This window comes from Paenibacillus xylanexedens (assembly GCF_017874615.1).
GTDB classification, from domain to species: Bacteria; Bacillota; Bacilli; order Paenibacillales; family Paenibacillaceae; genus Paenibacillus; species Paenibacillus xylanexedens.
The window spans coordinates 242488-256543 of record NZ_JAGIKV010000009.1 but is presented as its reverse complement, the minus strand read 5'-3'; the positions used below and the strand labels follow the sequence as shown (position 1 = coordinate 256543).

Annotated in this window: 13 protein-coding genes; 2 read left to right on the top strand and 11 right to left on the bottom strand. The window is 47.5% G+C overall.

The window, feature by feature from the left end:
* Positions 1 to 176 precede the first annotated feature (176 nt).
* The 3 genes from J2Z28_RS14630 to modA all read right to left on the bottom strand — a co-directional run bounded on the left by J2Z28_RS14630 (position 177) and on the right by modA (position 2339).
* On the bottom strand, positions 177 to 509 hold the full coding sequence (locus J2Z28_RS14630) for a hypothetical protein (protein ID WP_017692504.1): 333 nt from the start codon (positions 507 to 509) through the stop codon (positions 177 to 179).
* Between the two features lie 274 nt (positions 510 to 783).
* Entirely contained in the window at positions 784 to 1470 is a 687-nt protein-coding gene (gene modB, locus J2Z28_RS14625; RefSeq protein WP_211083017.1) for a molybdate ABC transporter permease subunit, read from the bottom strand.
* Positions 1467 to 2339 carry a molybdate ABC transporter substrate-binding protein gene (gene modA, locus J2Z28_RS14620; RefSeq protein ID WP_211083016.1) on the bottom strand — a complete coding sequence of 291 codons (873 nt, stop codon included), beginning with the start codon at positions 2337 to 2339 and terminating at the stop codon, positions 1467 to 1469. Before modA ends, modB begins: the two co-directional genes overlap by 4 nt.
* A 237-nt stretch (positions 2340 to 2576) precedes the next feature.
* Between modA and J2Z28_RS14615 the strand changes: the two genes are divergently transcribed.
* The gene (locus tag J2Z28_RS14615; RefSeq protein WP_211083015.1) at positions 2577 to 3620 is read left to right on the top strand and encodes a substrate-binding domain-containing protein; all 1044 of its coding nucleotides are present in this window, start codon (positions 2577 to 2579) and stop codon (positions 3618 to 3620) included.
* Positions 3621 to 3760: 140 nt separating this feature from the next.
* Here J2Z28_RS14615 and J2Z28_RS14610 read toward each other — a convergent pair whose 3' ends face one another.
* Positions 3761 to 5833, bottom strand: a complete 2073-nt coding sequence (locus J2Z28_RS14610) for a beta-galactosidase (protein WP_211083014.1) — start codon at positions 5831 to 5833, stop codon at positions 3761 to 3763.
* A gap of 181 nt (positions 5834 to 6014) precedes the next feature.
* Here J2Z28_RS14610 and J2Z28_RS14605 point away from each other — a divergent pair, with 181 nt between their 5' ends.
* A complete protein-coding gene (locus J2Z28_RS14605; protein ID WP_211083013.1) occupies positions 6015 to 6866 on the top strand; it encodes a helix-turn-helix transcriptional regulator in 852 nt (283 codons plus the stop codon).
* Positions 6867 to 7012: 146 nt separating this feature from the next.
* Here the strand turns inward: J2Z28_RS14605 and J2Z28_RS14600 are convergent, their stop codons facing one another.
* The 7 genes from J2Z28_RS14600 to J2Z28_RS14570 form a co-directional block, all read right to left on the bottom strand.
* The gene (locus J2Z28_RS14600; RefSeq protein ID WP_211083012.1) at positions 7013 to 7348 is read right to left on the bottom strand and encodes a DUF3024 domain-containing protein; all 336 of its coding nucleotides are present in this window, start codon (positions 7346 to 7348) and stop codon (positions 7013 to 7015) included.
* Between the two features lie 42 nt (positions 7349 to 7390).
* Positions 7391 to 7660, bottom strand: coding sequence for a 30S ribosomal protein S14 (rpsN, locus tag J2Z28_RS14595; protein WP_036605831.1), 270 nt, complete (start codon positions 7658 to 7660; stop codon positions 7391 to 7393).
* A 52-nt stretch (positions 7661 to 7712) separates the two neighbouring features.
* Positions 7713 to 8906, bottom strand: a complete 1194-nt coding sequence (locus tag J2Z28_RS14590) for a GTP-binding protein (RefSeq protein WP_211083011.1) — start codon at positions 8904 to 8906, stop codon at positions 7713 to 7715.
* 321 nt (positions 8907 to 9227) lie between these two features.
* Positions 9228 to 10493, bottom strand: a complete 1266-nt coding sequence (gene cntE / locus J2Z28_RS14585; RefSeq protein WP_415841459.1) for a staphylopine family metallophore export MFS transporter CntE — start codon at positions 10491 to 10493, stop codon at positions 9228 to 9230.
* A 265-nt stretch (positions 10494 to 10758) separates the two neighbouring features.
* On the bottom strand, positions 10759 to 11985 hold the full coding sequence (locus J2Z28_RS14580; RefSeq protein ID WP_244988291.1) for an amidohydrolase: 1227 nt from the start codon (positions 11983 to 11985) through the stop codon (positions 10759 to 10761).
* Between the two features lie 50 nt (positions 11986 to 12035).
* Complete coding sequence (locus J2Z28_RS14575) at positions 12036 to 13097, bottom strand: LLM class flavin-dependent oxidoreductase (protein WP_211083010.1); 1062 nt, start codon at positions 13095 to 13097, stop codon at positions 12036 to 12038.
* A gap of 54 nt (positions 13098 to 13151) precedes the next feature.
* A complete protein-coding gene (locus J2Z28_RS14570; protein WP_076253264.1) occupies positions 13152 to 14024 on the bottom strand; it encodes a LysR family transcriptional regulator in 873 nt (290 codons plus the stop codon).
* Positions 14025 to 14056: the final 32 nt, after the last annotated feature.

Genomic DNA, 14056 nt, shown 5'->3' with positions numbered 1-14056 from the left:
AATTTGAAAAAGCTGCCGCCTGTAAAATACAGACAGCAGCTTCAACAAGTTGCCTAGTTTTTTTTCAAAATGTCCTTTACAAAGGGTACACTTTATTGGCGGATGGCTTCTTCTTGTATGACTCTCACTAATTATACCATTTTGGCGGTGCATCACTTGGTGTGTACACTACTCATCTATCTGCGACTCGCCCATTTAATTTTACGTGCAACTTCCACTCGCTGTAATTGTAAGAGACCGATCCGTTCCTCGAACTTCTTGCGTTCGTCCATGGAATGAGCGGCATGAATCTGGTGGCACAGACCTGTCAGTTTGCTGTTGATGTAATCAAACCGTGTCCATAGTTCCTCTTCGGGTGTGCGTTGTTGCTCCGTCGCCGTCTGAAATATTTTGAGTTGGCGGATAAGGGATTGCTGCCATTCCTGATCCTGAATTTGGATGGCAAAATGCAAAAGATCCAGATAGTCATCAATTTGCAACGAAACGCCGCAATCAGATTTAGTGTTCATCGTCGTCTCTCCTTATTTCAGTACTTGGCTGGAATCCATTACTTCTATCTTACAGGAACAAGCCCACTGAAAGCGAGTACTGAACGATTAAATTTCGGGAAAATTTTTATTTTTTTATGTTAAAACAGCTTTACATTTCCATTAAGACCAATTTGGCAGGATATTGATATTGGTACATATGAAATTGGTAATAAAAAACCCGCGTTAAGGAAAAAAGTTCTTTCCTCAAAACGGGTTTTTAATCATTTTATATATAATATTAACACATATCAAATCAGTCATTTTTTCCATCTCGCTGCTGTCTGGTCATCAGTAACATGAGAAATGAGATGATAATAATGGAAACAGTCCACGCCCAAGCCATGGTCTGATTGCCCGAATCTACAGCGACATAGATTGCCGTGGGTACCGTTTGTGTTTTGCCCGGAATATTGCCTGCAATCATCAGTGTCGCTCCGAATTCGCCGAGTGCACGGGCAAAGCCCAGGATGAAAGCGGTCATCAATGCTCTGCCTGCGAGCGGCAGGGAAATGTAACGAAAAACCTGCCACTCATTTGCACCAATCGAACGACCTGCATCCTCCAGATCACGATCCACACCACTGAATCCCGATTTCATCGTCTGATACACAAGTGGAAAAGCAACCACCACCGAAGCAATCACCGCAGCCCACCAGGTGAAAATAACCGGTGCGGAGAATATGGCTTCAATCCATTGTCCAAACAGACTTTTACGCCCCAATATGACAAGTAACAGAAATCCGACCACCGTTGGGGGAAGGACTAGCGGCAGCATAAATGCCGTTTCCAGTAGAATCTTTCCCCGAAATGAAGTCCGTGACATCTTCCAGGCTATCGCGATCCCGAGCACAGTTGCCACCACGCTGGATAACAATGCAACCTGAAGCGACAGGCGCACCGGTGACCAGAATACGGACCAGTCTATGGCGTTCACATTCATTCTGGAATTGTGAATCCGTATTTCGCGAAGATATCCAGCACTTCAGGGGTTTGCAAGTACGCATAGAATTGTTCAGCTTCTGTACGGTGTTTTGTTCCTTCGATAATGCCTATTGGATAATTGGCAGGTGTGTAGTTGTTCTTGTCCACCTCAAACGCAATTTTCACCTGATCCGAAGTAAGAGCATCCGTTTTATAGACAAATCCTGCATCTGCATTACCTGTCTCTACATATTGAAGAACCTGTCTAACGTCTTTCCCCTGCACAAGTTTACTTTCCAGTTCATCCCATAGCTTGGCATTCGTCAGAGCTTCCTTGGCGTAGGTTCCCGCAGGCACACTTTCCGGAATTCCAATCGCTACCGTCTTGATGGAATTGCTGGTGAGATCCGTTTCGCTGGCCACTGTATTGGTACCATCTGCTGGCACAATCGCCACCAGTGAATTCTGTAGCAGATTCTTCTGATCGCCCGATGCAATCAGGTTTTCATCCACTAGCGCATTCATATTTTTCGTTGCCGCCGATACAAAGATATCAGCCGGGGCACCCTGTTCAATCTGCTGTTGCAAGGCACCCGAGGCGCCAAAGTTAAAATTCAGTTCTATATTGGGATTCGCTAGTTCATAATTGGTTTCAATCTCTTTCATCGCATCGGTCAGACTGGCAGCCGCAGAGATCGTCAGATCTACCGTTTCCTGAGGATCTGTATTGCCTGCTGATGAACTTTCACCTGATGCCGCTGGCGTTGAAGTCGTTTGTTCTGCCCCCGTGGACGTATCCGTAGTGCCTGTACTTGCGCCACAACCAGCCAACACAAGGGCTAGTCCCAGTGACATACTTCCTAATACATATCCGATTCTCTTTCTCATATACTTCTCCCCCAATGTTATGTTTAGTTATAACTAGATATAATTAATTATATCTAATTATACACAAGACAAAAAAAATGGGAAGGTGATTTCTATCACATTTGATTTTTGATACCTGTCCTATGGATTTATTACATATTCTCACGTTTATGGCATCCCTCAATTAATGATATAGTACAAGAAACATTTATAACAAAACCATAGTTGCTCTATACCTTTGAAGGAGGATCTTCACTTATGACGGAGGAGCAATCCTACACAACCGAAGAAATATCCAAGCTGCTCAAAATATCGAAACTGACGGTCTATGACCTGATCAAAAAGGGAGATCTTGTCGCATACCGTGTGGGTAAACAAATGCGGATTGATGCTACCGATCTGGAGGCATATAAACGTCGCTCCAAGCAACTTCAGTCCTCAGGTCAGCGTATCCCGACTCCGCATCAGACCTCGGCATCGGGGACTCAACCAGGTCAGGGTGATTTTCAGGCGACTTCCTTACAATCGACTACACCCGTTGGGTCTGCGCATGCGATTACTCCTGCGAGTTCTGCTCATACAATGACTGCTGCACCACGGCATCTGGTCATAACTGGTCAGGATGTCAGTCTGGATATCCTAATGCGCCATATGGAAAAACAAACTCGGGACATCCGTCCGCTACGCTCGTTCATGGGCAGCTTGGACGGACTTATCTCGATGTATCGCGGTGAGTCCGATCTGGTCAGCACCCATCTGCTCGACGGAGATACGGGTGAATATAATCTGCCGTATATCCGCAAAATTCTGACGGGGCGATCTTATGTTGTGGTGAACCTGCTGTCACGTCCTGCCGGACTGTATGTACAGCGTGGTAATCCGCAGAACTTGCAAAATTGGACCGATCTGAGCAAGTCTGAACTGAGACTAGCTAATCGGGAGAAAGGTTCTGGCGCACGAGTATTGCTGGATGAGCAACTTCGGCTGCATGGAATTCCATCCACAGGTCTGATCGGATATGAAACCGAGGAAACCAGTCACATGGGCGTGGCTGCCAAAGTCAGTTCAGGTGAAGCTGATGTCGGAGTTGGCATTGAAAAGGCTGCGCGACTTGTGGGGCAGGTTGATTTTGTCCCGCTCACTCAGGAGCGCTATGACCTGGTCATGCTGAGGAAGCAAGGTAATGAAGCCTGGACAGAATCTGTACTGCGAATTCTCCAATCATCAGAGTTCAGGCAGGAACTGCAATCATTCGAGGGATATGATGTATCCCGGACAGGTGAGATTTTGTACGAAGCATAGGTATACGAAATGTATTCCGTGACAGTCCATCCATGCTAAAAACATATTACACATCATGCATATACAAAACGCCTTGCAAGGGCTGCAAGGCGTTTTTGGTGTTTCTTTCTATATATAACATATATGAATGAATGAATTTCTTAATGTGGCAAATCGATCTCAAAAATGAACACACCATACGCGGGCATGTTGATCTCATTCTGAAGTGTTGTACCTGACAGTAACTCTTTTGCTTGCTTCTTAAGCTTAATGGGGACTTGTTGATCCGAGTAGTTGAGTAAAAAGACATAAGCTTTATCCTTACCAGAACGGATACCAAGCTCAACTTCGGACGATACCTCTACCAGGTCACCCACAGGTGAAGATAGCTCTATTTCATCCAGGAGAGCATCTACGACCGGTTCATTGTAAGCCGCTCCATAATACCATACTTGCCCCTGACCTACCGTACGTTTGGTCAATGCAGGACTACCTGCATAATATTCGGATGTATACTCAGCCACAACCTGTACGTCAGCATGCTCCACATGAAGAACTTCGTTAAATCCGGCCGTTGACGTTCCCTCCTGAAGTCGCTCACTCGCCCCATTCCATTGCAGCTCAGCTGCTGGAATGGTTCCTTTGATTAAGGTAAAGTCCTCTACGGTTACACCACACAACTCAGCGACAGCCCCAGGAAACGGTCTCATATAACAATGTCCCCTGAGATCCTTATATCCAGTGCGCGCACCGAAAAACAGAGTGCCTCCTTGACTGACATAGGCTTGCAGAAGTTCTGCTGTCTCGTCTGTCATGATGGCCGGGTGAGCATAGATGATCACCTTATAATCGGATAACGCATCCAGTGTTGTCGTTGGTTGCAGTGTAACCATGTCCGTCGGAATATGACGATACTGGAGCTGTTTATACCAGGAGCGTACACTCTGTTGCTGAAGCGGGCCGTGCCACTCATCCAACTCTCCATCCCAGATGTTATCGTAATCCTGTAGGATCGCAACATCGGCTTGATATGTAGTGCCCGCAATAACACGCCCGATCTTGGCAAACTCTTTCCCTACTTGTGCAACCTCGCGTACTCTTCTGTTAGGTTGATTATGGTAATCATTGATGCCATGCCAGTACATCTCGGTGCCAAACGTTGCCGTCCGCCAGCGGAAGTAGACGAGCAGATCTGTTCCATGAAGAACAGATTGATACGACCATAATCGGATCTGTCCCGGTCTTGGTGTACCCATACCTATACTGTCAACCCAGCCTCCTGGCCCAGACTGTTGTTCCATGACGCAGAAGTTCGGTGACATGTTGCGTACGTTCGACAGTTTCATGCTCCAGGCCCGATCTTGTAATGAGTTATCGTCTGTCCCTGGGAAGATCGTGGCAAACTGCGGATACGAATCATAGGAGAAAAAATCCAATAGCTCCTCTGTCATTTCATGATTATCCAAGTGTCCAAACGTACCGTTCGTTGTGATCCAATGTTCAGGGTCCAATTCGCGAATGATATCAACCTGAAGCTTGGCAAATGAAATCGTATTGGCTGAGATGAATCTCTTTTCATCTAATGCCAGGTGAGGATTTGGCGATTGGCTGACCATATTTCGGGTAAGGTGAACTTGAGCCCAGTCGGTATAGGTCTGACTCCAGAAAACGGTTCCCCATGCTTGGTTCAGATTCTCTAACGATTCATAACGATCCTTTAACCATTCACGGAAGGCGACATGGTCAGCCACAGCATAGAAAACATCCATATGACAATTGAATTCGTTATCGATCTGCCAGCCAATAAGAGCCGGATGATCTTTATAGGCAATCACCATATTACGCACGATTTTTTCACATTGCTGTCTGAAGATTGGGCTGCTGTAGTTGGTATGACGCCGCATACCATGTTGATACAACACCCCGTCTTTATTTGCGTTTAATACTTCTGGATATTTGGATGTTAACCACGCTGGTGGAGTTGCAGTAGGTGTTCCCAAAATAACACTTAACCCGTATTGATGCGCCAGATCCAATGCCTTCTGGAAAAAACTAAAATCGAACTGGTCTTCTTCCGGCTCAAAGATGGACCATGCAAATTCAGCCATCCGAATAACCGTAATATTCATCTCTCGCATTCTGCGGAAATCGTCCTCCCACAACGCTTCTGACCAGTGCTCGGGGTAATAACAGACCCCCATTTTCAATTCATCCATTTGGATTGATTTTGCCACCTTCAATTGCCCCCTTAACGTGCCATATTGCCTCCATTCTATTGGAACCTTCACATATAATAAATGACAAGATTATGCGACTTATAATAAAATATTGTCATTGTCCAAGATTCAAATAACAGTAGGCTGAATCTATTTCAGTTCACTACATAAAAATATTGCGTTCAAACGGAGGATGCACGTGAAAGAACACATCTTTCTCCCCAAGCCGATTTTTCCCAGACATATATGCTTTCCCGATTTTATTGGAGGGTACAGTGACTTTCCGAAACATTATGTGAATCGGGAATATCGAACGAAAGATATCAACTTGGATCATTGCTATAATTTGCACCTTGTACTTGAAGGTAAAGGATTCCTGGACACGGGAACCACTCGTTATGAGCTAACACGAGGGCAGGGATTCCTCTACGGTCCCGGTCTCAGACAAACCTACTATTCAGATTTGGATGACCCTTGGAGTATTCGTTGGATTCACTTCTACGGTATTCGTCTCGAAGAGCTGTTAAATGGAAAAGGCGTTGACGAGCCCTGGCTGTTTCAATGTTCCAACTTTCCGGTGGTTACCGCGCTCATGGATCGATTGCTGGAGCTAGGCAGAGGCTATCAGGTGGAGGACGAGCACAGTGTGGCAGCTACACTATATGAGCTTCTGACCAGATTGCAATCCGCGGCGAGCCAAATCAATGTTTCGTTAAATCACACTTCAGAGCGAATTCGTGAAGCAGGAAATTATATTCGTTCCCATAGTAACGAGCACATTACACTAGACCACGCTGCCGGGATTGCCGGATACAGTACAACATACTTTAGCCGAAAGTTCAGTCAGACGTTTGGAATCTCTTTCCCGGAATTCCTCTTGGAATCCAGGCTACTACATGCGAAACAGCTGCTCGCAACAACCAACCTTTCCATTAAACAAATTACGCTGGAAACGGGATTTTCACAGTCAAGCTACTTCATCCGATGTTTTAAAACACAGGAAAACGTAACCCCTATGCAATTTCGAATGATGCACAATCATTCGTTATAGGGAAAGGGACGTATTCCTTGAACAAGCTGACGCAAAAGAAGACTCTGCGTACAACATGCAGAGTCTTCTTCGGTCTTTTTTCATATAAGTTCATCCATGTCTTCGTCATCGTGCCCTGGATGGTTGATTCTTTATTCGTATTACTCTCACTCACGCCAGAACAGTCCAGCCTCATCCCGTTCCACCTGCTCGAGCACATTCTCAAAATCAGAACAAGGTGTAATAACATCTACCGGATTCCAGCTGCTCTGTTCATCTCTGGCATACACTTTCCACTGATTTTCTTCCCAGTAAAATCGGGCAATGTGCATCTTGTCCCATTGATACCGTTCCTCGGCCGGTCTTTCTTCGGTCAGGATCAGTTCATTGTCATTCATCTCATACGTCAACTTCACCATCGTACGTAGTGGCGCAGGTACCTTCTCGTGAATATAGCCGTTCATTACGGACTGAATTCTTCGTAACGTAAACAAATCCAGCATGAAAATGCACATCCTTTCAGCAAAATGCCCCCCTTGATCATTTTACCAACTGGATTTCGTTACACCAGGAATCTGTCCTTGATGGGCCAATTCACGGAATTTAATCCGAGACACCTTGAACTTGCGTAGATAACCCCGCGGGCGGCCTGTCACTTCACAACGGTTCTTTAGTCTGGTTGGAGATGCATTACGCGGCAATTTCTGCAATGCCTCGTAATCCCCTTTTTCCTTCAATTCCCGGCGCAGGTCCGCATATTTTGCCACGATCGCCTGACGTTGCTTCTCACGTACCACTTTTGATTTTTTAGCCATGAATTACAGCTCCTTATCGATTGAATTTATGTTTAGAACATCAACTTCCGAGTTATACGGCTTCCACAGGCCATGGCAATGGATTATCGAAATGGCCCCAGTCAGCCAGCATTTCTTCATCACTGAGTAGGCACTGGTCCAGCTCATTTTCAATGATCGCACGTTCCATTTCGATCCCAATGATGACAAGCTCCGTCTGACGATCTCCCCACTGGGCATCCCATTTTTTCAGAACATCCGGCTCGTTACGTAAAATTTCCTCTTTGTCCGCTTCCGGCAACGCCGCGACCCAATGTCCCGCAGGACCAAATTGAATGGATGGTCCCGCCTGACTCAGGCTTGCAGCCACATCCCCCTCGGCCGCGAGCCATACTAAACCTTTGGCACGTACTACTTCTTCCGGCCAGTAACTCATGAATTCTGCCAGACGGGAAGGATGGAATGGCTTTCTACGGTGATACACAAAGGAACCAATGCCATATTCCTCGGTTTCCGGTGTATGCGATTCCTTTTCTAATTCCTGAATCCATCCAGCGGACATGCTCACCTTCTCAAAATCAAAGCGGCCTGTATTCAGAATCTCAGACGGATTCACCTGTCCGTTCTCCGTCCGAATGATCTTGGCGTTAGGCTGTAGCTTGCGGATGATACCTTCGAGCTTGTTCAGCTCGGTCTCATCGACCAGATCACATTTGTTCAGCAGCACATCACAGGTTTCGATCTGATCGATCAACAAATCTACGACATCACGGGTGTCTTCATCTCCGGTCGCCTGGTTACGATCCAGAAGACTCTGTCCTGATCCAAAATCATGCCAGAATCGATTCGCATCCACCACCGTTACCAGACAATCCAATCGGGCCAGACGAGTTAGATCAATACCCGACTCCTCATCGGCGTATGTAAAGGTCTGTGCAACGGGAACAGGTTCACTGATGCCCGTGGATTCGATCAAAATATAGTCATACTTGCCTTCGTTCACCAGCTTCTCAATCTCCTGCATCAGATCATCTCGCAAGGTACAGCAGATACAGCCGTTAGACAACTCCACCAGCTTCTCTTCCGTTCGAGACAAGGTTGCCTCCCCCTTAACCAGCGCAGCATCAATATTAACCTCACTCATGTCGTTGACGATTACAGCAACCTTAAGCCCTTGTCTGTTGTTGAGCACGTGATTCAAAACCGTCGTTTTCCCTGAACCAAGGTAACCACTCAGTACGGTTACCGGAACTTGCTTTTGTGTCATAGAAATCTACTCCTTATATGTGCAGTCTGCGTAATTCGGACTTTAATAGTAATTATTACGATTAACAACAATGACTATAATCCTGTTAGATGGTCGTTGTCAAACTATTTTTACGAAATCGTCCAGAAAATTGATTAAATAAAAGACTCATGGTCTGTCTCCTACAGCTTCGTACCCTGCGGTACGTCCCAGAAAATTCAGTCCATAAGCCTTTTACTTTACGCTCCCACATCGGTGCTCCAATCGCAGCACAATAACTGATACCTGGTAGCAACATCCGGCTGTCTATCACTGCCCAAGATCATTCCACTACCATACGGTTCAGCTTGCCACCACAGATCTGGCCTTATTGCCCGCTTCCATCCGTTGCCTGAACACCAACACCAGAATCATCGCTGTAATAGAGAGCAACGTGCAGATCATAAACATGGTCGAATACGAACTCACCTGTACAATAAGCCCCATCGCCAATCCACCCAGAGAGAATCCGAGGTCATACGAGGACATGAAGATCCCCATGAGTACATATCTGGAATCCGCAGGCAGCACAAAAGACAGATATGTGGTTAATGTCGGGTACAACAGTGCCAGGGCAAAACCGCTAAACACCGCGGAGAGATACACCAATGGCCCGATGATCTCCATTAAGCTGAGTAATTGGGTACCCAGTGCTGCACACAGCATTAACCCGGCCATCAGCCAGGTATTCCAGCTACCATCGGACGGAATTTTTTTGCGCAAAATAAACCTGCACAGGATCACAACCAATCCCTGAATCGTCAGAAATACGCCTGCACTCGCCAGTCCGGTGGATACCATATACAAGGGAAGAAAGGTCGCTGTCGCCCCAAAGACGCAGGACGCAAACAACATCACCACACTGCTAATCAGCAGTGGCGTACTGCGCCAGATGCCGCCGAATGAACGAAACATATCGCCCAAGGTGTACGATTTGTTCTGCACGGTACTCCGCGGCAGATCCACATTATATCCAATCAGAAGTGGCAGCGCCGCCAGTCCGATCATCAGCAGCGTAAACGCCAGATCACTGGCATTTTCCCAGATTTGTATGGCGAGGATTGGAATGACCAGAGAAGGAACCATCGTAAAGAGGGTGTACATGGAAAGCCCTTGTGCCCGGTCTTTGTCCTCCAGCTTTTCCACAATACCTGCCTGCATCGTCATGGAGAAAAAGGCTGTAGCCACCCCTTGCAGGGCTCGCAACCACAGATACGTCTCCACACCAAAAACAACAAACAGCAACAGCGTCCCGGCATGTAAAAGCAATAGCCATTGCATCACACGCAGTGGCCCATGCTTACCCAGCAGCTGTGCTGCAAAAGGTCTCAAGAGCATACAGGTGAACATATATGCCCCCATCATCAGACCAATCTCAGCCTGATTTAATCCCGCAGCCTCACTTCTCAGGGGCAGAATAATCGTCAAAGCTGAATTTGCCGCAAAAAATAAAAAGGCCAGCATATAAAACCGGATAAACGAAAAGGATACCGGATTTAATTTCCCATTGGATGTTGCATTCATCGAAGACTTCAAACGTTCGTCACCACTTTCTCTTCTGGCAATCAACTCATAGATGTACCTGTCCCGGGTCTACGCCGTTCATAGGCAAAAACGATCATTACCGCTCCTAGAATAGCACAGATCATGTACATAAATGAATAGGAAGAGAAGTCAGCGACCGGTCTGATGGACACACCACCCTATCGTTCGATAAGACTCAACGACTCGTCGTCCCTACCCCGCTCTCACTTAAAAAAGAGAATACGAAAAACGGTTACCGTCGAACGGAACCGTTTCGATCTGGATATGATCCAGTGATTCACTGTACTCATCACTCTTGATGTGCTTGCACATTGTGTAGTGCCTGTTCAGCCAGTGCAGCCAGAAGATGTGCTCCCAGCGGCAGTGCCCGTTCATCCACATCAAAGCCAGGGTGATGCCACTCATGCGGGCCAGAGGTACCCAGGAAGAGGAACAGGCCGGGAACTTCTTTTTGATAAAAGGAAAAGTCCTCACCTGCTGGAGAAGGTAACGGTCTAACACTATTCAGTCCAATCTGACTTGCAACTTGCTCCGCCGCAGATGCCAGAGACTCATCGTTGACCACGGCAGGTGGTCCCTGAATCCAGCGAACCGTAGCCCGTGTGCCATAGGCTGCCGCAACACCGGCGACTACCTGATTGAAACGCTCGCGAATCCGTGCACGCACTTTCTCATCAAAGGTACGCACTGTGCCATCGAGGATCGCTTCATCCGGAATAACGTTCCAGGCTGTGCCGCTGTGGAGCTTGGTGACACTGATTACTGCACTCTCCTGTGCTCCCACATTGCGACTCACAATGGCCTGTAGTGCCGTAACGATATGTGCGGCAACCACGATTGGATCAATGCCGGCTTCAGGCACAGCTGCATGGGTGCCTACACCTTCCACTTTGACAACAAAACCGTCTGCTGCTGCCATCAATGCGCCTTCCCGAATACCCACCGTACCTACCTGGAGATCAGGCTTGTTATGCAACCCAAATACGGCCCGTACATCGGATAATGCGCCGCTCTGGATCACTTGCCGAGCACCCGTTGCTTTTTCCTCCGATGGCTGGAATATCAACCGTACTTTTCCCGGTAGAATGGACTCACGCTGTTTCAGTAATCGTGCAGCACCGATCAGAATTGCCGTGTGTGCGTCATGTCCGCAAGCGTGCATCTTTCCATCTACCTGGGAGGCAAATTCCAGCTTTGTCTCTTCCTGAATGGGCAGCGCATCAATGTCCGCTCTAAGGGCGACCACAGGTCCGTTCCCTTGGCCTACTTCAGCGACAAGCCCTGTCCGGAGCGCATATTCGTCTGCAATATGGACGCCTTCCTCTTCCAGCCAACTGCGAATGGCTGCCGTCGTCTCCTTTTCCTCACCGGACAATTCCGGGTTACGATGCAGGTGTCGCCGAATAGTGATTAAACGTTCCGCGAATTCTTCCGCCCGTTCACCGTGAAGTTCATGCTCGGGGCCCTGTGCTTGTTGCTCAGAATGCTGCTTGGGCTGTTCCAGATCACTTTTCATCACATGGCCTCCCATTCGTATATATTCACTGCTATCTTAACTGCCTAATTCTATCCGATTGCAGCTTCCTGTGCCTTGGATTCCAGTGCAAATTCACTTAGTCCTTGCTCTGCCAGAATCTCACGCAACAATTCGAATGAACGAATTCGCTTGGTAAAGTCCCGTGTAGCTGTAGTCACAATGAACTCTTCCACAGCAAACTCCTGCTGGAACTTCAGCAGTGCCTGACCTACGCTTTCCTTCGTACCCCGGGTCACACTTGGCTCCAGAATCTCGATCCGATAGGTTTCGTTTGATTGACGGCCGAATTCTTCCGCCTGTTCCACAGAACCGACGGTTAGCACCTTACCACTCTCCAGATGAATCTTCACCAGCATATGCTCGCTCGCAAGTCCTTCCGCTTCTTCCTCACTTTCGGCCACAATTAACGATATGGCTAGTGCAGCGTAGGGCTCCCGTCCTTGGGAACGATCGAATTGTTCACGATATACACGGATCGCTTGAAGCGCTACCTCTATATTACTGTTAATGAACAGTGAAAAGACATATGGAAGTCCCAGTTCCGCAGCCATGCCCGCACTATCAACACTCGCTCCAAGTACATACAGTTCCGCCGGAATGTCGGACACAGGCGAAGCGCTGAGACCTGCAAGTGGATGGGATGGATCTTCAAGCGGCACATTGTGGATGTATCGTTTCACTTGAACAATTTTCTCTTGAAGAGATGCGGCTTCCTGAATACCTTCCTGCAACGCCTGTGTCGAACGTGGTAACCCGCCTGGTGCACGACCGATTCCCAGGTCAACTCTTCCTGGTCCGAGCGCGGCGAGGATATTGAAATTCTCGGCGACTTTGTATGGACTGTAATGCTGAAGCATTACTCCGCCAGACCCCAGCCGAATCCGCTTTGTATGCGCAAGCAAGTGGGAGATGAGTACCTCTGGGGAGGAACCTGCAACATGCCCTGAATCATGGTGCTCCGACACCCAGAATCGATGGAATCCAAGCTGTTCTGCCCGCTGTGCCAGCTCAATCGTATGCCGAAAAGCATCCACCGCCGTTTCCCCTTCATAGATGGGAGTCTGATCCAAAATGCCAACACGAATACTCATATCCTTCTCCTCCTTGATTGTGCTGGACCACTGTTGTTGAATCTTACAAACAATCTATAACTTCCGAAGCAGTTCCCCGAAGGGCTCTGCCAATGGCGAATATTCTTCTTTTAAAGTAACGACGCTGATCTGCAACGATACACCTGCTACCTCATGTACCTGAATGGGGAACAGCTCCTGATTCTGCACTTCCTTCTTCACCGTGAGTCCCGGGAGAAAGGCAATGCCTGCCCCTTGCATAACCAGTTTCTTTGCCGTCTCCGAATTATCAACATGATATGTAATATTCGGCGGATGTTCCAGCGAGTCGAAAGCCCGGTGAATGCGAAGCCAGTCCAGTGAACCACATTCAAAAAAGACCAGTTGCTCATTCCGGATCGCCTCCATGCTGACATGCCCGCTCTCAATGAATGGATGTCCTTTGTACACATAGAGCTGGATTGGATCTTCATAAAAAGCAACCGTACGGATCGCAGGATGCATGACCTTGCGCACAAAAGCAAGATCGATCTCCTGACCAAGCAGTTTGGCAATCAGCTGATCCGTCGTTGCTGTAGTCAATTTGATGTTAATTTCGGGGTAAGCTTCCTTGATCTTAGGTAGAAAATCGGGAATGACATAGTTAGATACCGATACTGTACTACCGAGCCGAAGAGCATCCGGTGTTGATCGCCGTTGCTGAATCTTCTGCTTGCCCTTCTGAATCACTTGCAGCACTTGCTGCGCATATGGAAGGAATTTCCTACCTTCCTCTGTAAGCACAATTTGTTTGCCAAGCCGATCAAACAACTTGCAGCCCAGCTCCCTTTCCAGTGACTGAATGCGAGCTGTAACCGAAGGTTGGGACAAGAAGAGTACTTCGGCAGCCTTATTGAAGCTTCCATAATGATTGATATATACAAATGCTTCAATATTCTCGATATTCATGAGCGCCTCCGTATCCACGTCCGCAGACGTTT

Excerpts from the sequence above, each read along its gene's own strand:
- J2Z28_RS14615 (WP_211083015.1), top strand. The coding sequence starts at position 2,577 with ATGACGGAGGAGCAATCCTACACAACCGAAGAAATATCCAAGCTGCTC.
- J2Z28_RS14575 (WP_211083010.1), bottom strand. The coding sequence starts at position 13,097 with ATGAGTATTCGTGTTGGCATTTTGGATCAGACTCCCATCTATGAAGGG.
- J2Z28_RS14600 (WP_211083012.1), bottom strand. The coding sequence starts at position 7,348 with ATGCTGGATTTGTTTACGTTACGAAGAATTCAGTCCGTAATGAACGGC.
- J2Z28_RS14570 (WP_076253264.1), bottom strand. The coding sequence starts at position 14,024 with ATGAATATCGAGAATATTGAAGCATTTGTATATATCAATCATTATGGA.
- J2Z28_RS14630 (WP_017692504.1), bottom strand. The coding sequence starts at position 509 with ATGAACACTAAATCTGATTGCGGCGTTTCGTTGCAAATTGATGACTAT.
- rpsN (WP_036605831.1), bottom strand. The coding sequence starts at position 7,660 with ATGGCTAAAAAATCAAAAGTGGTACGTGAGAAGCAACGTCAGGCGATC.
- J2Z28_RS14580 (WP_244988291.1), bottom strand. The coding sequence starts at position 11,985 with ATGAAAAGTGATCTGGAACAGCCCAAGCAGCATTCTGAGCAACAAGCA.
- modA (WP_211083016.1), bottom strand. The coding sequence starts at position 2,339 with ATGAGAAAGAGAATCGGATATGTATTAGGAAGTATGTCACTGGGACTA.
- modB (WP_211083017.1), bottom strand. The coding sequence starts at position 1,470 with ATGAATGTGAACGCCATAGACTGGTCCGTATTCTGGTCACCGGTGCGC.
- J2Z28_RS14590 (WP_211083011.1), bottom strand. The coding sequence starts at position 8,906 with ATGACACAAAAGCAAGTTCCGGTAACCGTACTGAGTGGTTACCTTGGT.